The organism is Amycolatopsis sp. cmx-8-4 (assembly GCF_046548675.1).
Taxonomy (GTDB): Bacteria; Actinomycetota; Actinomycetes; order Mycobacteriales; family Pseudonocardiaceae; genus Amycolatopsis.
This window is the reverse complement of the sequence record NZ_JAEBDZ010000025.1, coordinates 103,567-124,297: the sequence shown is the minus strand read 5'-3', so window position 1 is coordinate 124,297 and position 20,731 is coordinate 103,567. Positions and strand designations below refer to the sequence as shown.

At 68.9% G+C, this 20,731-nt stretch carries 13 protein-coding genes; 5 read left to right on the top strand and 8 right to left on the bottom strand.

Annotated features, from left to right (window positions below; all coding sequences use genetic code 11):
- Positions 1–152: 152 nt before the first annotated feature.
- The 4 genes from ACLJQZ_RS37685 to ACLJQZ_RS37670 all read right to left on the bottom strand — a co-directional run bounded on the left by ACLJQZ_RS37685 (position 153) and on the right by ACLJQZ_RS37670 (position 9,455).
- A complete protein-coding gene (locus ACLJQZ_RS37685; protein ID WP_410625157.1) occupies positions 153–1,721 on the bottom strand; it encodes an acyl-CoA dehydrogenase in 1,569 nt (522 codons plus the stop codon).
- A 242-nt stretch (positions 1,722–1,963) separates the two neighbouring features.
- Complete coding sequence (locus ACLJQZ_RS37680) at positions 1,964–7,234, bottom strand: SDR family oxidoreductase (RefSeq protein ID WP_410625155.1); 5,271 nt, start codon at positions 7,232–7,234, stop codon at positions 1,964–1,966.
- Entirely contained in the window at positions 7,231–8,610 is a 1,380-nt protein-coding gene (locus ACLJQZ_RS37675) for an acyltransferase domain-containing protein (protein ID WP_410625153.1), read from the bottom strand. The genes ACLJQZ_RS37680 and ACLJQZ_RS37675 overlap by 4 nt, the downstream gene beginning before the upstream one ends.
- 20 nt (positions 8,611–8,630) lie before the next feature.
- Positions 8,631–9,455 (bottom strand): SDR family NAD(P)-dependent oxidoreductase, encoded by an 825-nt coding sequence (locus ACLJQZ_RS37670; protein ID WP_410625151.1) that lies wholly within the window; start codon positions 9,453–9,455, stop codon positions 8,631–8,633.
- Positions 9,456–9,668: 213 nt separating this feature from the next.
- On the opposite strand from ACLJQZ_RS37670, the gene ACLJQZ_RS37665 reads away from it, so the two are divergent.
- Together ACLJQZ_RS37665 and ACLJQZ_RS37660 are read left to right on the top strand one after the other, a co-directional pair.
- Positions 9,669–11,006: a hypothetical protein gene (locus tag ACLJQZ_RS37665; RefSeq protein ID WP_410625149.1), complete on the top strand. Its 1,338-nt coding sequence runs from the start codon at positions 9,669–9,671 to the stop codon at positions 11,004–11,006.
- Between the two features lie 55 nt (positions 11,007–11,061).
- On the top strand, positions 11,062–11,733 hold the full coding sequence (locus tag ACLJQZ_RS37660) for a TetR/AcrR family transcriptional regulator (RefSeq protein ID WP_410625147.1): 672 nt from the start codon (positions 11,062–11,064) through the stop codon (positions 11,731–11,733).
- A 159-nt stretch (positions 11,734–11,892) separates the two neighbouring features.
- Here ACLJQZ_RS37660 and ACLJQZ_RS37655 read toward each other — a convergent pair whose 3' ends face one another.
- The 4 genes from ACLJQZ_RS37655 to ACLJQZ_RS37640 all read right to left on the bottom strand — a co-directional run bounded on the left by ACLJQZ_RS37655 (position 11,893) and on the right by ACLJQZ_RS37640 (position 16,425).
- Positions 11,893–12,747 (bottom strand): geranyl diphosphate 2-C-methyltransferase, encoded by an 855-nt coding sequence (locus ACLJQZ_RS37655; protein ID WP_410625145.1) that lies wholly within the window; start codon positions 12,745–12,747, stop codon positions 11,893–11,895.
- Between the two features lie 61 nt (positions 12,748–12,808).
- Positions 12,809–13,855, bottom strand: coding sequence for a family 2 encapsulin nanocompartment cargo protein terpene cyclase (locus tag ACLJQZ_RS37650; RefSeq protein WP_410625143.1), 1,047 nt, complete (start codon positions 13,853–13,855; stop codon positions 12,809–12,811).
- 47 nt (positions 13,856–13,902) lie between these two features.
- Complete coding sequence (locus ACLJQZ_RS37645; protein WP_410625141.1) at positions 13,903–14,877, bottom strand: 4-hydroxy-3-methylbut-2-enyl diphosphate reductase; 975 nt, start codon at positions 14,875–14,877, stop codon at positions 13,903–13,905.
- 174 nt (positions 14,878–15,051) lie between these two features.
- Positions 15,052–16,425, bottom strand: coding sequence for a hypothetical protein (locus tag ACLJQZ_RS37640; protein WP_410625139.1), 1,374 nt, complete (start codon positions 16,423–16,425; stop codon positions 15,052–15,054).
- A 172-nt stretch (positions 16,426–16,597) separates the two neighbouring features.
- Between ACLJQZ_RS37640 and ACLJQZ_RS37635 the strand changes: the two genes are divergently transcribed.
- The 3 genes from ACLJQZ_RS37635 to ispG are packed head-to-tail and all read left to right on the top strand — an operon-like array spanning position 16,598 to position 20,610.
- Positions 16,598–17,638 carry a family 2 encapsulin nanocompartment cargo protein polyprenyl transferase gene (locus ACLJQZ_RS37635; RefSeq protein ID WP_410625137.1) on the top strand — a complete coding sequence of 347 codons (1,041 nt, stop codon included), beginning with the start codon at positions 16,598–16,600 and terminating at the stop codon, positions 17,636–17,638.
- Positions 17,639–17,686: 48 nt separating this feature from the next.
- The gene (locus tag ACLJQZ_RS37630; protein ID WP_410625169.1) at positions 17,687–19,504 is read left to right on the top strand and encodes a 1-deoxy-D-xylulose-5-phosphate synthase; all 1,818 of its coding nucleotides are present in this window, start codon (positions 17,687–17,689) and stop codon (positions 19,502–19,504) included.
- Positions 19,501–20,610, top strand: a complete 1,110-nt coding sequence (gene ispG, locus ACLJQZ_RS37625) for a flavodoxin-dependent (E)-4-hydroxy-3-methylbut-2-enyl-diphosphate synthase (RefSeq protein WP_410625136.1) — start codon at positions 19,501–19,503, stop codon at positions 20,608–20,610. The genes ACLJQZ_RS37630 and ispG overlap by 4 nt, the downstream gene beginning before the upstream one ends.
- The last annotated feature ends 121 nt before the right edge of the window (positions 20,611–20,731 follow it).

The following is a 20,731-nucleotide window of genomic DNA, read 5'->3' as shown; positions in this document are numbered from 1 at the left end:
CCCGTTCTTGCGACTCTCTCGCCGACAACCTTCGAGCAGCCGCGGTAAAACGGGAAGTGCTCCTGGTGGTTTTCACTCCTTCTAGCGAAACGCCGAATATGCACATGCATCTGCAAGACCGTTCGCATATCCCGGTGCAACGTATGCGCACACTACGGTGATCCTGGCGGCGAAAAAGCATCCGCGCCACCGGTTTCCGCGTAGTGCGGACTGGCCAGCGGCGAATGCAGCAGCTCGTCGGGCAGTTCGAAGCTCTCGACGATGTGGACGACGTGTGGCAGCAGATCTTCGCCGAGTCCGTCGAACTGACGTGGCAGCGTTCGTGCCTGCTCGGCGGTCAGGACGCCCTCGGCGAGATACCAGGCGAGATCGGTACGCAACCGCTCCGCGGCGAACCAGGCGACCAGCATTTCCAGGGCCTCCCGCAGCCGGCGATCAGGTAGCGCCGCGACAGCATCGATGAAGCAGTCCAGCTCCAGGCGGCGGACGTGCGCCCGGGCCAGTTCGCGCCCCAGCGCGAGGCGGTTGTTCCAGGCGTGAAACGGATCCTGGCTACGCCGGCGTGCGGTTTCGAGCTCGAGGGTGAGCAGCTCGTGCAGGCTCCGTTCGCGAAACGCGGCGAGATCACGCCACGACGCCGGCTCCCGCAGGTCATGGACGACGGGAGGGTCGAGATCCGGGGGTCGGTAGTGTTCTCCGTCGGCCAGTGCGCGACCTGCGTCTAGCTCGATCAGCCGTCCGTCCCCGGCAGCGGGGTTGAGCATGTGCGCCAGTCCCTGGTACTCGGCGAGCCGGTTCGCCAGGAACATTCCGTGTGCTCCGCTGCGCAACCCGCACGTCTCGGTGACCTGGTAGGCGGTCTGGCACGCCGCCGCTTTCACCAATCCGAGTGTCCGGCCCAACCCTGCGGAACGGGACCACAGCGGATCGCCGTCGGCTGGTTCGCACCACGCCCGTTTGGCGCGCTCGACCAGCGCGGTGCTCGCGCAGGCCGCGGCGAGGGCACCGAACAGGGCGTGCTGCTGCGGCCGGAATTCGAGCACGCACCGATCCTCGGAGAACCGTGACCGGCTGAGCCGGTACGCCGCGTGCCGCACAGCGATGGTGACGGCCGCTCGGCTGACCGCTGCCAGGGCCGCGGCCGAGGCTACCCACGCGTTTTCGCGGACGGTGAGGGAGCGCTTCACCCGCAGGGCTGGACCGAGGGGGTCGACGATGCCACCTTCGGGCGTCCAGGCCGCGGAATCGTGGAGCAGGCTGTGACGCGGAATGCGGACGTGGGTGAATTCGATCACCGAGTAGTCGAGTGGCAGGCCCCAGGTTTCCGGTAGCGAGTGGATCCGGATCCCGTCCGGTGTTCCGCGTTCCTGGCGCAGCCGCAGCACGAACGGGAACACGCCGTGGTCGGTTTCGCCGTCCAGCAGGCGTGCGTAGACCACGCCGATCTTCGGCACGCCGTCCAAGCTGTTGTTCGACATGAACTTGCGGGCAGCCGGATCGGGCGTGTGCAGGTCGAACTCTCCGGTGCTGCGGTCCAGCCGTGCCTCGGTGCGGATCGCCAGGTGACTGTTGCCGTGCCCGTACTCGGTCACGACCAGCGTGCCGATCGACGCCATCGTGTCGAGTTCGGACAGCCACGGCGACAGGTCGGGGCGGCCACGGCCGTACTCGATGATCGCGTTGGTGCTCAGGCAGCAGTGGATCGTCATGGCGAGGAACACCGACGGGCTCGCCACCGCCGCGGTCTCCAGAACGCCGAGCAGCGCCCGCGGGTTCGCGAGGAGCTCGGTGACCGGAGGCAGCCGAGAACTCAGCCACCTCAGCCGATCGTAGGTCAGCCGGCACTGCTCGGCGTGGTTCAGTCCGTTGCGGGGGCGGAACAGCTCGTCGGAGAACAGGCTGAGAGTGCCGGCGCGGTCCGGGTTCCCATGACCGTGGACGAAGGTGTGTGACGTCGTGGCGGTCATGCGGTCCGGACCTCCGCCAGCTTGCGCGGCGCGGCGGCACCGCCGGCCCGCACCCCTTGGACACGGACCAGGACGGCCCCGTCCGGCGCCTGTGCGGCGGCGATATCGTCGGCGACGCTGAGCCTGATCGTGTTCCCGTGGCAGTCGAGCAGCCCGATGTCGTTCCGGTCGGTGAACAGTTCGATCCGGTCGATCCCGACAGGTACCGCGGTGCCCCGGCCGGCTCCGGCCAGCAGCGAGAGCTGCAGCAGAGCGTCGACGAGCAGTGCCGGGGTGCGGAGGCCGTCGAGCGCGGCGGCCCACTTGCCGAGTTCGGGAGCGAACCGGGCGGTGGCCCGCTCGGCGTCCACTCGCACGTCGGTGAGCGAGGCGAAGGGACCGGTCAGCCGGACCATGTCGCCGTCGGCGTAGAACCGAGGTCGGACAGGACTACCGGAGTCCGGTGGCAGCGGCTCGACGGTCGGGTGCGACCGCTTGCCGAGGGCGATGACCTCCATCCGTGCGTTGAGCACGTCTCGGCGGAACACCGTGCCGTTGGGTGCGACGAGGTCACTGAGCACCTCCACCAAGGCGGTCTCGCCGTGTCGGCGGCAGCGGAGCCGGTGGGCGTGCCGGGTTTCGGTGAGCACGGGCATGGCGAAGGTGGCGTTGCGCACTTCGATCGGTCCACGCGGCTCTGGCTCGGCCGTCCGGATGGCGAACTCGGCGATCCAGGCGGCCGGCAGGGTTACCGCCCCCTTGAGCACGTGGTGGGCGAGGTACCCGTCGCGCTCGGAATCTGGAGTCCAGCTCAGGTCGCCGGTACCGGCGACGCGCGTGAGCCTCGGCTGGGCCAGTGATCGTCGCTCGGCCCGGCCGAGGAAGGTGACGACGCGGTCGGCGCCGGCCGTGGCCAGCTCATCCAGGTAGAGCGCGATACCGTCTGTCGTGGACAGCGAAGTGAGTTCGCCGCGGCGGCGCAGGAGCTCCCTGGTGAGCGGTTCGGCCGCGAAGCCGGCTTCGTCCCAGAGGGCCCAGGCGATCGTGGTCTCCCGGTCGGCCGCGGGCGCGTGCGTCCACTCCGCTGCGGCGTCGAGCAGGTCGTTGCCCGAGCAATAGTCCGCTTCGCCGGGCCAGCCCAGGACGGCCAGCAGCGAGCCGAAGTTCTGCCACAGCCGCGGCCCCCGTCCGGCGAAGGCCGCGCGCAGGTTGAGGTAGGTCAGCAGCTTCGTGTCCCGGACCTGCCGGGCCCGGGGGAGCGCTTCGGCGCGCACGGTGCCGCCCTGGTGCACTCCGGCCGCGTTGATCAGCAGGTCCACCCGTGGGTGCCGGGCATGGACGCGGTCGATCGCGGCGCGTACCGCTGCGGGGTCGGTCAGGTCGCAAACGAGGTGGTGCACCCTGTCGGGGCCACAGTGGGCGGCCAGCCGGTCCAGTGTGCGACGCACGGCGACGCCGGCGCACATCCGGTCGTACTGGGTCGCCAGTGCGGCGAGTGGAAGTCCCGGCTGCGCCGCTTTCGCGGAGGCGAAGAACGTCTCGCGCGGTGGTGGGTCGGCTTCCTCAGCCGGTGCGTGGCGTCCCAGGATGTACACCGTCGGCTGGAACCTGCCGGCCAGCGCGACGAGGAGCTCGGCGGTGAGGCCCCGGCCGCCGCCCGCGGCGACCACGACGCTGTCCGGGCCGAGCGGTACATCCGCCGGGCTCGCGGGCACGGGGCTCAGGGCGTACTCGAAGCGTTCACCTCCGGAGTACACCGCGACGGCCAGGTCCCGATCGCAGCCTGCCTCCACCGCCAGCGGACCGAGATCGGTCGTGTCGGCGAGTGCCGCGAAGGTGAGGCCCGCGGGCTTCTCCTTGGCCAGTGCCTTGACCAGACCGGTGAACATCCCGGTCGCCGGGTGGGGGCGACCGGCCCGCACGGAGTCGGCGAGCAGAACCGCGTAGGTGCCGCCCGCTCGACCGGGCCACCGGGCCGCGGCGAGATACGCCAGGTCGTGCAGGGTGCGCAGGCGGTCCACGGCACTCAGGTCGTCCACCGGTGTGCGCGACGCCGCGAGGTCCGCCACGATCCGGACGTGGTCGGGCTCGCCGGGTGGGAGTTCGCCGGCATCCGCTACGACGACCCGGGCGGAGTGCGGCACGGTAGCGTCCGCGAGCACGCCGGGATCGGTTACCAGGACCCAGGCCCCCTCCGGGATCGGCGACGCCGGCGGCCGGACGGTTCCGGCCGGGGCGGGGACAAGCCGCTGGACCATCCGGGTGAGGGGAGGGTCGCGGCGGTCCACGGCCACTCGCAGCCGCGGACCGTGGGTCCGTACGCTGTTCACTTCTCCGGACCGCCCGCGTGCCAGCAGGGTCAGCATTTCGACGATCGGATCGGCGCCCAGGTAGGTCCGTCCGGCCGGACGGTGGGCGACCGGGCCCGCCGTGTGCGTTGTGCTCAGCCTGGCCAGCACGGGCAGACCGTGCTCACGGGCGACCGACTCCCGGGTCAGCACGGTGAGGAACGCGCCTTCGGCCAGTTCCGCGGTACCGCCGACGACATCCGCCAGTTCGGGCGTCGTGTTGCCGTGCACGCCTGCGACCAGTGCCAGATCGAGATCGCCGTGCCGCAGGTACCGTTCCGCGGTGCGCACCGCGTCGAGTCCCGCGTCCGGACCGGTGTCCACCGTGAGGTTGAGCCCGCGGACGTCGAGCCAGGCAGCGAGCCGGGCGGGGATGATGTTGGGCATGATCCCGGGAAAGGCGTCCTCCGTGCTGGGCGGCACGAGGGCGTGGACCTGCTTGACCAGCTCCGGGATGTCCCGGCCGAGGGAGCGCTGCACATCGGTCAGGTAGCAGCGCAGTGCGTAGTGCACCGCCCGGCCGGTGGGTCCCATGTGCCCGACGACGATTCCGGTGGTGTCCCGCAGCCCGGCGATGGCTTCGGTGACCGTCCGGTCGAGCCGCGAGGCGGCGCGTAGGAGCATGATCTGGGTCCGGTCCATGTTGCGCAGCGTCGCGGGTGGCAGCCGGACCTCTCCCGGTGGCGGCAACGGGTACTCATCGCCGAAGCCCGCCGCCGGGGCAGCACCTTCGCCGCGCAGCCACTGTTCGACGTCCCCGCGCGTGCTGGAACCCGGTAGATCCGCCGCCCAGCCGACCAGTACGACGTCCTCGGCCGCAGGAGGTGCAGTGGTTCCGCCGCGCGGCGTGTCGGTGAGGACGAGGTGGGCGTTGGTGCCGCCGAAACCGAAGGATGACACGCCGACCCGGCGCGGCCCGGACGGCAGCGGTACCGGTTCGACCGGCGGGACGAACCGGGTGCCGTCCAAGCGCGCAATCGGCCGGCGCAGGTACCGCTGCGCGGGCACAGTGCCGTACCGCAGTCCCTGAAGGGCCTGGACGAGCGAGACGAGCCCGGCCGCCCACCCGGTGTGGCCGACGATCGGCTTGTTCGACGACAGCACAGCGCGAGGGCCGGAGCCCGCGGCTTCGAGCAGGCTCACCACCTCGGTGCTGTCGCCGGCCTGGGTGCCGGTGGCGTGCGCGATCACCCAGTCGAGGCTCTCCGGTGGGGCGGCGCTGCGTTCGTAGGCCCGGCGCAGCGCGATGACCTGACCGGCGGCGTTGGGCGCGTAGATCGCCTTGCCGCGGCCGTCGCAGGACAGACCGGTGCCTTCCACGATGCCGAGCACCCGGTCACCGTCCGCGCGGGCGCGATCCAGACGCTTCAGCACGACCACCCCGGCACCGTCGGAAAACAGCACTCCATTCGCGTCCTGATCGAACGAGCGGACCTCGCCGGAACGCGACAGGCCGTGCAGCTTCGAGAACAGCACCAGGTTCCGCGCGCTGTAGGCGAAGGCGCTCCCGCAGACCGCGATATCGGCTTCGCCCGAGCGCAGCGCCTTGAGCCCGAGGTCGACCGCGTAGAGCGCGGACGAACACGCCGTGTCGACCATGAGCAGCTCGGTGTCTTCGGGCAGTACGCCGTGCACCGCGTTGCGCCCGATCCGGTCCGGGAGGTAGTCCCGCGCTCGCTCGCCCAGGCGGTCGTACCGGGCGCGCAAGGCGTCGGCGTCGGACTCCAACCGCCGCTGGAAACCCGAGAGCACCAGGCGTTCTTCCAGCTCCTGACTGCCGTCGGCGGTGTAGCCGAATGCGGCGAGGAACCGATCACCGTCCTTCGTGGACACCCCGTCGAGTGCGGTGTACAGGCTGTGCCTCAGCCACAGAACCGTCGACTCGCGGCTCGGCACGGTTCCCTCGCGCAGCTCGGCGGCCAGCCTCGGATGTGGGGTGAAGCCGGTGATGAACCCGGAGTGCCGGGTGTAGGTCTTGTCCTCGGCCGACGGGTCCGCCGAGTGGAACGCGTCGATGTCGTAGAGCACCGGTTCGGTGAAGACGTGCCGCTCACCGTTGAGCGTGCGCCACAGCTCGTCCGGGTCGTTCGCTCCCGGCGCGACCACGCCCATGCCGACGACAGCGATGGCATCGGTGGACTCGGCGACGGGCTCCCCTCCGGCCGGCTTCTCGGACGAAGGCGAGAGCATCATCGAGCCGAGGGACAGGCCGCCGTCGGCGACGACGGTCTGCCCCGTGATCCAGGACGCGGCCGGCGAGGCGAGGAACCGCACGACCTCGGCCAGTTCGGCCTCGGAGCCGAGCCGGTGGCCGAGCGGAGTGGCCGCCCGGACCCGCTCGGCGAGGGGGGTGGCCTCGGGGAACATGGTGGCGACCTGGCCGTCGAGGAGGCCGCCCGATGCCGTGTTGACCCGGATGCCGTGCGGGGCGAATTCGACGGCGAGATAGCGGGTGAGCGCCTCGACCGCCGCTTTGGAGGTGCCGACGGTGACGTAGTCACTGATCACCAGCGAGCTGCCGAGTGACGAGAGGTTGACGATCGCGGCTCCCGGACGGCCCGCCATCAGCGGCGCGGCACGCCGGGAACACCACAGACTGCCCCGCAGGTTGGTGTCCAAGGCCCGTTGCCAGTGCACCTCGGTGAGCTCGTCCATCGGCAGCAGCGCACCGGACGCGGCGTTGTTCACCAGGACATCGAGCCGGCCGTGGCTGCGCTGGATCTCGTCGAACATGGCCTCCACCTGCTGCCGGTCGGCGACCGAGGCGCGAAGCAGCTCCGCCGAGCCGATCGATCGGAGCTCTTCGAGGAACTGCGGCGCCTCGGAGTGGGCGTGGAAGTAGTTGACGATCACGTGCGCGCCGTCGCGTGCGAACGCGCGGCAGATCTGGCGGCCCAGTCCGCGGGCGCCGCCGGTGACCAGCACGATCCGCTCGGTCAACGGAGGGCCCCCTGCCGCGCGGTGATGACGAGATCGGCGACGCGGCCGAGGGAGGGGAGCTCCCACACCCGCAGGTCACCCGGCTTGTCCGGCAACCCGAACTCCTCGATCACCCGGGCGAGCAATGACGTCTGCTTGAGCGAGTCGATGCCGAGTTCGGCTTCCAGCAAGGCGTCTTCGGTGAGCAGCTCAGGCGGGTATTCCAGCGCGGCCGCGTACAGCCGGCAGAGACGTTCGAGGACTTGGTCTCGGTCCGCCGGCGACGTGGCGACGGATTCGTGGCCCGTGCGCGCCTGGGGGATCTCGGCCGGTGCGGCCGGTGGGCGCGGGGGCTCGGCCAAGGGGGCCACCAGCGCGGCCTCGGGTGCGGCGGTGACCGAGGCCGGTGCGGCCGGCGACGTCGTCCGGTCGATGCGGCGCGCGGCTTCAGCCGCGACACGCAGGTTCGCTGTCTCGTCCGCCGGGATCAGCAGGGGCGCGAACGTCCGGACGGCGGGAACGGTCGCCTGCACACAGCGGGTCAGCGCGTTGAGCGCACCCACCTCGACGTAGGTGGTGCACCCTTGGGCGTGCAGGTCCCGGACGGCGTCGACGAACCGCACCGGCAGCACCAGGCAGTCGGCGATCGCCCGCTTGAGGTCGTCGGCGTCGGTGTACCGGCGGCGGTGCACGGGTGAATAGACCGGTGCCCGCAACGGCCGCTGCCGGATCGGAGCCATCAGATCCATGAACGCCGCGACCGCCGGTGACATCGACGGGTGGTGGGAGGCGTAGGGCAGGTTCAGCCGCGCGAAGAAGAAGCCCAGGGCTTCGGCGGCGCTTTCGAGCCGGGACAGCGCGTCGGCGGGTCCGGCGACGACGTTCTGCCTCGGCGCGTTGGCGCAGCCGAGCACCAGGTCCGGTTCCTCGACCAGCCCGATCAGGTGCGCCACGACGGTCTCGTTGGCACCGACCGCCGCCATCGCACCCTTCCCCTCCCAGGGCCGCAGTGCTTCGCTGCGTGCGCACACCAGCCGGACACCGTCGGCGAGAGTGAACGCGCCTGCGCTGACCAGGGCGGCCATCTCGCCGAAACTGTGACCGAGCAACAGGTCCGGCTCGGCCCCGCTTTCGACGAGCAGGCGGTGGGTGGCCACGGAGGTGCCGAAGATGGCCAGCTGCAGCAGTTCCGCCTGACGGCCGAGCAGTTCCTTGACGGTGTACTCCCGGGTGCCGAACAGGACGTCCGACACCGGTGGCACCCCGGACGCGGCGGCCGCCGCGTCGATCTCGGCGAACGTTTCGCCGATCACCGAATGGCTGCGGTGAGCCTCGCGGAGGACACCGGTCGAGTAGGCGCCGAGCCCGGGGAAAAGGAAGACCGTGCGACTGCGCATGAAAGATCCTTCGTTCGTGGTCAGGCGGGGATGCGGCCAAGGCCGAGGAACTGGAGCATCGCGGGGCCGCCGGCGTAGGCGGTGGTCGCACCGTCGATGGTCAGGCACGTACCGGAGATCAAGCGCGCGGAATCGCCGGCCAGGAATATCGCCGCGCCGACGACGTCTTCCGGTTCGCCCCACCGGCCCGCCGGCACGGCGCTGAGCAGCCCGGCGGAGGCCTCAGGATCGCTCGCGAACGTCTTCGTGAGCTCCGTCGAGATCCATCCGGGGGTCAGGGCGTTGACCCGCACCCCGTGGGAAGACCACTCCGCGGCGAGGGAACGCGTCAGCGACACGATCGCTGCCTTGGCCGCGGCGTAGGTGGAGAGCATCGGAACGCCGGCGGTGCCGGCGATCGAGGAGATGTTCAGCACCGACCCGCTGCCGCGTTTGAGAAAATGGCGGCCCAGTTCCCGGCAGAGGAAGACGACGGTCTCGAAGTTGAGCTGCATGACCTCGGACCAGTCCTGCGGTTGCAGGTCGACAAACGGGCCCGCGTGGCTGAAACCACCCGCGTTGTTCACCAGAATGTCGATTTGCCCGAATTCAGTAATCGTCGACACGATCGAGTGGCGGAGCTGATCGCGGTCGGTGACGTCACAGGTCAGCACGAGTGCTCGGCGGCCCAATCCTTCGATCTCGCCGGCGAGTTCCTCGAGTGCGGTGGTGCTGCGTGCGAGCAGGGCGATGTCGGCTCCCGCGCCGGCGTAGCCGAGCGCGATCGCGCGGCCTATTCCTCGTGACGCGCCAGTGATCAATGCTGTTCTTCCGGTTAGCCCGAACAGATCCGACGTGGTCGACAATGCGTCCTCCCGGAGTAATACTGCACACGCAGCGAAGTGATCACCGTCGTAGCGGCGGTACTCGTCGCCTCTACTGCTGGGCCACTGCAATAAGTAGGCTCCTTCCGGGCGATCAACAGCAATGACTGTCAGGCATGCCGCGCGTCTAACTTGGCGAGGGAATTGACGCTCGAGTGGGCGGTTGAGCATCAAGTTCGGCCGGACAGGAGGATGATGGCAACTCCAAGCAGCCCGAACGACCGTTTGCGTGTCCTGCTCGACGAGGCACACTGGACGGGGGGTGAGCTTGCCCGTGCGGTCAACGCGGTAGCTGCGGAGTCGGGGCTGGACCTGAACTACCGGCGTGCCTCGACGGCGCAGTGGCTGTCCGGAGGTTGCCCCCGGCCGCCCGTGCCGGAGCTGATCGCGGAGGCGCTGTCCCGCGTCCTCGACCGCGATGTCACACCGTTCGACGCGGGGCTCGCCACGGGCCGTTGTCCCGCTGACGACGAAGGAGATCCCGTGGTACCAGATGAACTGGGCAGGTTGGCCGCGGATTCGAGCAGGCGGAGTCTGCTCCGGTACTCGGTTTACCGGTTGGCGTTGCTGACGGTTCCCGGATTGGCCGGGGGCCCTGCGGCAGCGGCGTCGAGGAGGTGCGCTGCCGGGGCGATCGGCGAAGCCGAGATCCAAGCGGCCGGTACGGCACTGCGGTTGTTTTCCGCCACCGACTGCGCGCTCGGCGCGGGCGCGGCCCGCGTCGCACTGGCCGATTATCTTGCCAATACAATTTCTCCGTGGCTTCGAATGGGTGGTATCACCCCGGTCGTCCACCACGGGTTGCAGCTGGTCGCGGCCGAGCTGGCCTACCTGTGCGGATTCATGTGTTTCGATGACGAGCTACACGGCCCTGCTCAGCACTATTTTCGTGCGGCGCTGCGCCTCGCCGGGGAGGCCGGTGACGAACTGCGGTACGCCATCACCCTGAGGGCCATGAGCGTGCAAGCCAGAACGCTCGGGCATCGCGTTCAGGCTTTACGCCTCGCTGAGGCGGCGATGAGCAGCGTTTCGGCGGAGGTACCACAGCAGATCAGAGCGTTTCTGCTGGGACAGGTTGCCGTGGCCGCGGCTTCCGTTGGCGACCGCCGGCGTGCGACCTCGGCTCTGCAGGCTGCGGAGCGGGCGCTGACAGAAGACGGGGACAGGTTGAGCGTCATAGGTGCGTACCACCATGGTTCGCTCGTGTACCAGCGTGCCGCCACCATCGCCAGTCTGGGCGACAAGGAGGGCGCGATCAAGGCTTTGCGCGAATCGATCCGGCTTCGCCCCTCGGGTGAGTACCGCTCACTGGCGATCACGCAGGCGCGGCTGGCGGAACTATCCCTCGACAGTGGGCGGATCGACGAAGCGGTGGCGGCATGGAGCCGTTTCCTCGATATCTATCCGACCGTGCGCAGCGGCCGGACGAGGTCGGCACTGCGCACCCTGAAGGCCCGGATCCGGCCGCACCAGGACATCCCCCTCGCAGCCAACCTCTCCGTCCGGGCGGCCGCCGCATTGTCATGGGCATGACAGCGCAGCGAAGCCACGTCAACCACCCGTTCGGCGGATGTGGCCGAGGTATGCGATGCACTTCGGGCGTCACGCTGGCGAAAATGCGCCGACGAGTGCTTCAATGACAAGAACGGCTCTCGGCAAGGGGGAAAACTTGAGTGGGATCAACAAGTTCGAACGGCGACGAGGGCAGCTGGCACTGTCGGCCTTGACGACGCTCTCCGAACTTGGTTACGCGCGGACAAGCTTGAGAGATATCGCCCGGAACTCTGACTTTTCCCACGGAATTCTACACTACTATTTTCGCGATAAAGTAGATCTGATCACCTACTGCGTCAGGTACTTCAGCGCGATGCAAGTGGCAAGGTACGACGGACTGGTGGCGGCGGCAAGAAATTCTGACGAGCTCAAGTCCACATTCAGCTCGGCCGTCTCGATTGGACTTCTCGCCGACGAAGAGATTCACAGGACGTGGTATGACCTGCGAAATCAGAGCCTGTTCGATGCGTCCCTGCGAGCCGATGTCACGGCGATCGACGAAGGCCTGCAAAGCGCCATCTGGCGTGTCGTCACCCGGTACGCCGAAATGAGCTCGAAGCGTATCCGGCTACCGGAAGATGTGACCTATGCGGCTTTCGACGGCCTGATTTACCAGGCGTTGACCAGGAATTCGGGGAGCATTGAAGTCGCGGTGGCAGATCTGCATGAATCGGTGGAGAGTCTACTCCTCGGCGTCGTTCGTTGAGTGAAGATGGTCTTCGATTCCGTGGGGTGCGCCATCGGGGACTCGAACCCTGGTCACAGGTGCGGCCTAAACCGCAAACGACCGACAGTACTGGTCGCGTGGGTACGGGAGTGTCGGCCAGACGTCGGCGGACCGGCCGGTCCGCCGACGTCCTGGTCTTCAGATGCGGTCGGCGGCGATGAGCAGGTAGTGAAAGCTGTTTTCGCGGTAGGCGGTGAGGAATGCGTCTTCGACGCCGCTGGCTACCGAGGACTGTGCGCGGAGTTCCCAGTAGGGGATGGTCGCGGCGGTCAGGTCGAGGACGGTGATCGGGGTGAGCCTGTTGGCGGCCATGGCCTTGAAGTACTCGCTGCGGGCGTGGACGTTGCAGGTGTAGCGTTCGTCGATCTGGATGACGGCTTTGGAGCGGCCGCCGGTGAGGTCGTTGTAGCAGCCGGTGACGCAGACGTAGCGGCCGCCGACCTTCAGCATGCGGGAGTGTTCGGCGAACAGCTCGAACAGGTCGACGTACATGGTGCTTTCGTTGTTCCAGGAGCCGCGCAGGCCGCCGGTGGGCAGGCCGGTGTCGAGCATGTTGCGGAAGTGGAACCGGACCTTGCCGCTCAAGTCCCGTTCGGCGGCCTGGTTGTTGGCGAAGTCGACCTGCTGCTGGGAGATGGAGACGCCGTCGACGTCGCAGCCGAAGCGCCGGTTCGCCATGAAACTCGTCCCGCCACGGCCGCACCCGGCGTCGAGGAGACGGTCCTCCGGGCCGACGTCGCCGAGGTGGTCGAGCAGCAGTTCGGCCTGTGCGCTTTCGAGCCGGTGGAGCTCGGCGATGATCCGCTCCTCGCGGGTCTCGGCGGGTCCTTCCAGGACGGACAGGTCGGGTTCGCCGATGCCGTAGTGGTGGTGGAAGAGACCGTCGACTTCGCCGAGGCGGATGTTGACCGGATCCCGTTCGGCGTCCCAGTACTCGGAGATGGACTTCTGGTACGGGGTTCGCAGGACATCGGTGGTGGCCGGCGTGGGCATGGCGGTTTCCCTTCTCGATTCTCACTTGTGCTAGGAGCGCTGGAAAGTCACCGTGTTCGGGTCATCGGCGGACGACCTGGGCGCTGTCGCCGTGGTAGCGACCAGAGGTCGCGTGCCAGTGGCGGGCACCGCCGAGCCAGGACCAGGTATCGCCCAGGAACCCGCGCAGAGTCGGTGAACCGGTGCGGACCAGGGTGGTGGCTTCGTCCACGAAGGTCTGCATGAGTTCGTTGTGGATCGTCACGGTGTGGGCGATCGCGTCGCTTTTCGGGCAGTTTTCGGTGGCGGCGATGACGTTGGGGAGGTTGAAGTCGGTGTCGGACTCGAATGCGCCCGAGTACAGATCGTTGAGCAGTACCGCCGCGGTTCCGGCGAGGGCGAAAACCCGACGTACCGCGGGATCGTAGAACTGCTCGGGGGGTAGTTCGTAGCCGGCGACCAGGTCGATGAGGATCATCGGCGGGAGGTAGTTGTTGAGGTGGCGCTGGACCAGGTATTCCCAGGTCTGGGGGATGTGTCCGTTGGCGTGCCAGTCCGCCTCCTGGTTCCAGGCGACGAACAGGATCCCCATCTGGTGTTGGAAACGGGCCACCTGCGTGGCCGAGGCGTGGCGCGCCAGAAGGGTCATCGCGCCGCGGAACGCCGCGGCGATGGGGGTCTCACGCGTGAACCGTTCGAACCGGGGTGCGTAGGCCTGCGGGAGCTGGGCCGGGTCGAGCACCGCGTACAGGTTCGCGAGGCGCGATCCGACGATCTTCGGGTCCGCGCCGAGGGACACTTCGTCGATGTAGTAGTCGTCGGCGGCCCATTCCGCGGCGAGGCAGCAGGCGGCGGCGAGCAGCACTTCGGGGTCGTCGGCGCCGGGGTGGGCGAGCATCAGCATCCGGCCGAACTGGCAGGCGCGCAGTTTCTCCAGCCGTCCCGGGTAGATCCCGACCTCAGCTGCCCAGGTGACGAGGCGGTCGTCGACCTCCTCCCCGAGCGCGGTGTCGTCACGGGCGGGCGGAGGGCAGAAGAGTTTCAGGTCTGGCGCGCCGGGAACCGGATAGGCGCGCCGGCCGGTGAAGAGCGGCTCGGCGCGGGCTCCGGCAGGCAAGTCGGTTGCCATGACACCCCTTCGGGATCGTCGGACGATTTACGTCCGGGTCGGCGACACTAGGAGTGGCGTGAGTTGTTCTTGGGCAGCGAGAAGACCTGGGTCTCCACGGCCACGGTGAGGTTCTCGACGTTGGACCAGCCACGGTCGGCCAGGGTTTCGAGCAGTTGCGTGACCAGGATTTCCGGTACGGACGCGCCGCTGGTGACACCGATCGTGGCGGCGCCGTCAAGCCAGGCCTCGTCGACGTCGCGGGCGTGGTCGACCAGGTGGGCCGCCGTCGCGCCGGACTGCAGGGCGATCTCGACCAGGCGCAGCGAGTTGGACGAGTTGCCCGAACCGACCACCAGCACGAGGTCGCAGTGCGGGGCCATCGCCTTGACCGCGACCTGGCGGTTCTGGGTGGCGTAGCAGATGTCGTCGCTGGGCGGATCCTGTAGTAGCGGAAACCGCTCGCGCAGCCGGTTCACCCGCTCCATCACCTCGTCCACCGACAGCGTGGTCTGTGAGAGCCAGACGACCTTGGCCGGGTCGCGGACCTCGACCCGGTCGGCATCGGCGGCGGTGTCGACGAGCTGGATCCGGTCAGGGGCCTCGCCGAGAGTTCCCTCGACTTCTTCGTGGCCGTCGTGACCGATCAGCAGGATGTCGCAGCCGTCCCGGTCGAAGCGCACGGCTTCGCGGTGGACTTTCGTGACCAGGGGACAGGTCGCGTCGATCGTGCGCAGGTTGCGTGCTGCCGCCTGCTCGTGCACCGCGGGAGCCACGCCGTGGGCGGAGAACACGACGAGCGCGCCTTCGGGGACTTCGTCGGTCTCCTCGACGAAGATCACTCCACGGTCGGCCAGCGTCTGTACGACGTGCGTGTTGTGGACGATCTCCTTACGGACGTAGACAGGCGCACCGTGGTCGAGCAGAGCCCGTTCCACCGTCGCCACCGCTCGGTCGACACCCGCGCAGGAGCCGCGGGGACCGGCCAGCAGCAGACGTTTCGGCCTGCTTGCCTCACACGAGGTGTTCCCGCCCACCGCCATGGGATCGGCCCTCCGGTTGGTCGTTTTGGCGTGCCGGGTCCAGTAGGCGCTCCGGCACAGACGACAGGGAACCCGGAGGAATGGGTGGAGGTGTTAAGCGTTCGGTGTTGTTAAACGCCCACAGAACCCAGCGGAGGTCCGGTCCGGGTGGGGCAAGGTCTGCGGGGAACGAGGTCAGGCGTTTCGAGCGGTTGTCAGCCGGGTGGCCTGTCCGAGCAGCGTCCGTGCCGCGCCGACACGCTGGTGGGGGCGCAGCCGTGCACGCAAGGTGGCCATCGCGGTGTCGGCGCGCCCGGACCTCAGATGGGGGTAGTCGTCCAGGAACAGCGACCAGGTGCCGCAGGCTTGTTCGAGGTGGCCGTCGGCGAGCTGGAGCTCGGCGAGCCTGGCCAGGGTGATCGCCCGGGAACGCCGTTCGGAGGCCGGGCGGTGCTGGATGGAGTGGTGCAGGGCGGCGATCGCGCCCCGGCGCTGCCCCAGGCACGCCGACACCGCGGCGTGCTGGTGATCCAGCGCTGATCGGTGATAGGCGCCGACCGGTCGCGCGGAGCCGTCATCGTGGGCGAGATGGGCTTCGGCGGTCCGCAGAGAGGTGGTCGCGTCGTGGCGGCTTCCCGCGGCGGCGTGCGCGACAGCCAGCTGCCCGAACAGGAACGCGCTGGTCTTCGCGGGAACGCGGGCCGAGGCCGATTCCACAGCCGCCTCGGCCAGGTGCACCGCCTGCCGCACGTGCCCGAGCAGGCGGGCCTGGACACTCAAGGCACGTAACGTGACCGCGTAGCCGCCGGGCTCGCCGGCCTCGGCGCTCAACCGGAGACTGCTGAGGTAGTAACGCTGGGCCGCGCCGTGCAGTTCGTCGTCGAAGCACATGAACCCGCACAAGTAGCACAGCCGAGCCGCGGTGATCAGCAGCTCCCGTCGCACCCCCGGGCTGGTGGCGGCGCGTAGCCAGGGCGCGATGGTCGAATCGAGGTAGGCGGCCAGCGCCGTACGTAGCTGCCCACCGCCGAAGACCAGGTCGGCGTCGGAGAACAGTGCCACCATGCTCTTGGCCGACGACAACTCGGGCCGTCCGATCCGGGCTCTCTGCTCCCCGTGGACGAGCTTCCCCGTGGACATCCAGCTGACCAGGTCGTCCCAGGCGGGCAGCGTCAGGGCGGCCGCGCTGTAGACACCGCCCGCCCTGTCCTGCCGATGGGTACCTGTGCTGGCACGCAGTTCTCGCAGGCGTTCCGCCAGGTCGTCACTCCACCACGGCTGCTGGGCGAGCATCGACGGTGAGGTGTTCTGGGTGTCCAGTCCTGTTTCCCGGACTGTGACCAGACGTCCGAGCCGGCGGGAGAGCGCTTCGGCCGCCAGTTCCGGGACAGGCGGGCGCGGGCGCATGCCGGAGATCCACTGGGTGACCGAGGCCCGCTGATAACGCAGGGCCAGCCCCGCCTCCGCGCCCAGCACGTTGACCTGCCGGGCGAAGGCGTGCCCGGTCCAATCGGCTTCTGCCAGCAACACCCGAAGCTGGTCGTTGGGCACCCGTCGTGGTCCAGCCATGTTTCCCCTCCCCGTCGCGTACGGGCCGGCTCCGGCCCGTGCTTAACACCTCCGAACGTTAAACAACTTCCCTGAGCACAAGGCTTCCGGCGGACCGTGCTCGGGTTCCTACTGAGTGTGACCGATGTCGGTGGTGCTGAGAAGCGCCGAATGGTGTGAGAAGGAGTGGCTCATGGTCACTGCTGGGGTCAGACCACAGGCCCGGCCGGTGAGCGATGTCCTGGCCTGGGGGCGCAGGGTGCTCGATCCCCTGCTTCACGCGTCGGTCGACACGTTGCCCGCCTCGATGCGACGCATCAGCGGATACCACCTCGGCTGGTGGGACGAACACGGCCGGCCCTCCGAAATCGCCGGAGGCAAGGCCATCCGGCCCGCACTGACGCTGCTGTGCGCGCAAGCCGTGACCGGTGACCCCGATGCCGCGGCACCTGCCGCGGTCGCGGTCGAGCTGGTTCACAACCACTCCCTGCTGCACGACGACGTCCTCGACGGGGACGTCACCCGGCGTCGGCGCACCACGGCCTGGAGCATGTTCGGCGTCAACCCCGCCATCCTGGCCGGCGACGCGCTGCTGTCCCTGGCCTTCGACGTGCTCGCCACCAGCGACCACCCGGCCGCCGCCGAGGGCGCGCGGATCCTGAACACCGCGGTGCTGAACCTGCTGGACGGCCAGAGCGCGGACGTCGAGTTCGAGTCTCGTGCCGACGTCGGCGTGACCGAGTGCCTCGCGATGGCCGAGGGCAAGACTGCCGCGCTGATCAGCGGTTCCTGCGCTCTGGGCGCGTTGTTCGGCGACGGGTCCCCGCGGCAGGTCGCGGCGTTGCGTGCGTTCGGCCACCATCTGGGCATGGCGTTCCAGCTGGTCGACGACCTGCTCGGGATCTGGGGCGATCCGGCCGTAACGGGTAAACCGGTCCATTCGGATCTGGACAGCCGCAAAAAATCGTTGCCCGTGGTGGCCGCCCTGACCTCGGACACCACCGCCGGCCGTGAGCTGTCCGCGCTCTATCACCGTGACCAGCCGTTCTCGGAATCCGACCTGCAGCACGCCGCTGAGCTGATCGAAGAAGCCGGCGGACGGTCGTGGACCAAGAACCAGGCCGACGACCAGCTGACCCAGGCACTGCGCGAACTTCACACCGCGGGAACCGCCGAGCCCGCCGGGGCGGAACTGGCCTCGCTGGCGAAGCTGGTCACTCACCGCGACCACTGACCAACCCAGCACTCTTCCGCTGTGCCCACCTTGCCCTGTGAGGCCGCCATGCCGTCCACCCCGAACACCTCCACCTTGCAGCAGATCAGTTACCCCGCCGACCTGCGGGAGCTTCCGCCATCGGTCCTGCCGGATCTTGCTCGCGAGATCCGCGGTTTCCTCGTCGACAAGGTCACCCGCAGCGGCGGGCACCTCGGCCCGAACCTCGGCGTGGTCGAGCTGACCATCGCCGCGCACCGCGTTTTCCGCTCCCCGCATGACGTGCTGGTGTTCGATACCGGTCACCAGGCCTACGTGCACAAGATCCTGACCGGCCGTCATCGGGACTTCGACACCCTGCGCCAGGTCGACGGCTTGTCCGGCTACCCCTCGGCGACCGAGTCCGCCCATGACCTCGTCGAGAACTCCCACGCCTCCACCGCGCTGTCCTATGCGGACGGGCTGGCGAAGGCCTTCGCGCTGAACGGCGACCAGAACCGGCGGGTCGTCGCGATCGTCGGCGACGGTGCCCTGACCGGTGGCATGTGCTGGGAAGCGCTCAACAACATCGGCGCCGCCGGGCGTCCGATCGTCATCGTCCTCAACGACAACGGGCGTTCCTACGCGCCCACCGTCGGCAGCCTGGCCAACCACCTGCACGCCCTGCGCCACCGCCTGCCCGGCACGGGAAACCTGTTCGAAACCTTGGGGCTGGCCTATTCCGGGCCGATCGACGGCCACGATCTCGAGGCGATGGAGAACGCCCTGCGCCATGCCGCGGACCTCGGGCGCCCGGTGGTCGTGCACGCTGTCACCGTCAAAGGCAAAGGCTATCCGTTCGCCGAGTCCCACGAGGCCGATTGCTTCCACGCCGTCGGTGTCCTGGACTCGAGCACCGGTCTCGCGGTGAAGGTGGCGGCACCGAGCTGGACATCGGTGTTCGCCGACGAGATCGCCGAGATCGGCGCCGATCGACCCGACATCGTGTGCGTCACCGCGGCGATGACCCACCCGGCGGGTCTCACCACGTTCGCCGCACGGTTCCCGGACCGGGTCTTCGACGTCGGCATCGCCGAACAGCACGCGGTCACCTCCGCCGCCGGGATGGCACTGGGCGGCCTGCACCCCGTCGTCGCGATCTACGCCACCTTCCTCAGCCGCGCATTCGACCAAGTCCTCATGGACGTCGCACTGCACCGGCTGCCCGTCACGTTCGTCCTGGACCGTGCCGGCGTCACCGGTCCCGACGGACCGAGCCACCACGGCATGTGGGACGCCGCGATCCTGCCGGTGGTGCCCGGCCTGCGCCTCGCAGCCCCTCGTGACCCCGACGGCCTACGGGAGCTGCTGCGCGAGGCGGTCGCCATAGCCGACGGCCCGACCGCGCTCCGCTATCCCAAGGCCACCGCCGGGCCACCCATCCCCGCCCTCCGTCGAACCGGGAGCTATGACGTCCTCCACGACGCCCCCGGCGCCAAGGGCCTGCTGATCGCCGTCGGGCCGATGGCGGGAGCCTGCGTGGCGGCCGCCACGGAACTCGCCAAGCACGATGTGCCGGTCATGGTCGTCGACCCCCGCTGGCTCACCCCGCTCGACCCGGCCCTGCTCAAACTCGCCGCCACCCATCGCCTGGTCCTCACCGTGGAGGACGCCACCACCACCGGTGCGCTCGGCGCCCGGATCGCTCAAGCCCTCGCCGCCGCGGGCGCGGGTACCTGCGCCGCGACGTTCGCGCTGCCGCCACGATTCCTGCCCCACGGACCCCGTGAGCAGATCCTGCGCGCCCATGGCCTCCACGTCGACGGCATCGTCACCAGCATCCTCAAACACCTCGCCAGCACCCACCACGACACGACCCCCTCGACCACCGGGGAGCCACCCGCATGAGCACCGTCGAACTCGGCATGCCCACCTCCCCGAACCCGCCCCGCCGGGTCTCCCGCCGGCTCATGGTCGGCGACGTCCCGGTCGGCGGCGACGCGCCCGTCTCGGTCCAGTCCATGACCACCACCCTGACCTCCGACGTCGACTCCACCCTGCGGCAGATCGCCGAACTCACCGCCGCGGGCTGCCAGATCGTGCGGGTCGCCGTGCCGTCACAAGACGACGCCGACGCGCTACCCGCCATCGCGAAGAAATCCCGGATCCCCGTCATCGCCGACATCCACTTCCAACCCAAATACGTCTTCGCCGCCATCGCCGCCGGCTGCGCCGCGGTGCGCGTCAACCCCGGCAACATCAAGAAGTTCGACGACAAGGTCGGCGACATCGCCCGCGCCGCCACCGACGCCGGTATCCCGATCCGCATCGGCGTCAACGCCGGCTCCCTCGACCAGAGGCTCTGGACCAAGTACGGCAAAGCCACCCCGCAGGCCCTCGTCGAGTCCGCCCTCTGGGAATGCTCGCTCTTCGAAGAACACGGCTTCACCGACCTCAAGATCTCGGTCAAACACCACGATCCGCTCGTGATGATCGCCGCCTACCGGCTCCTGGCCCGGCAATGCGACTACCCGCTGCACCTGGGCGTCACCGAAGCGGGCCCGCAGTTCCAAGGCACCATTAAATCCGCCGTCGCCTTCGGAATCCTGCTCGCCGACGGCATCGGTGACACCATCCGCGTCTCCCTGTCCGCACCCCCCGTCGAAGAAGTCAAAGTCGGCAGCCAGATCCTCGAATCACTCGGGCTCAGACCCCGCCGGCTGGAAATCGTGTCATGCCCCTCCTGCGGCCGCGCGCAGGTCGACGTCTACACCCTCGCCGACCAGGTCGCCGCCGCGTTCGACGGCTTTCCCGCCCCGCTACGTGTCGCCGTCATGGGCTGCGTCGTCAACGGACCAGGAGAAGCACGCGAGGCCGACCTCGGCGTTTCCTCAGGCAACGGCAAAGGACGGATCTTCGTCCGCGGAAAAGTGATCAAAACCGTGCCCGAGCACCGGATCGTCGACACCCTCCTGGAGGAAGCCCTACGACTCACCGAGGGCCCGCAACAGTGAGCACGTGACTCTCGCAACAGCCAGTCCACACTCGGCCACACGAATTCACACTATCGAGAGAGAAGATTGAGTTTAGAACGCAAACCCGCCTGTGTAGGTAGCAGCACGTAGCACAAGTCGC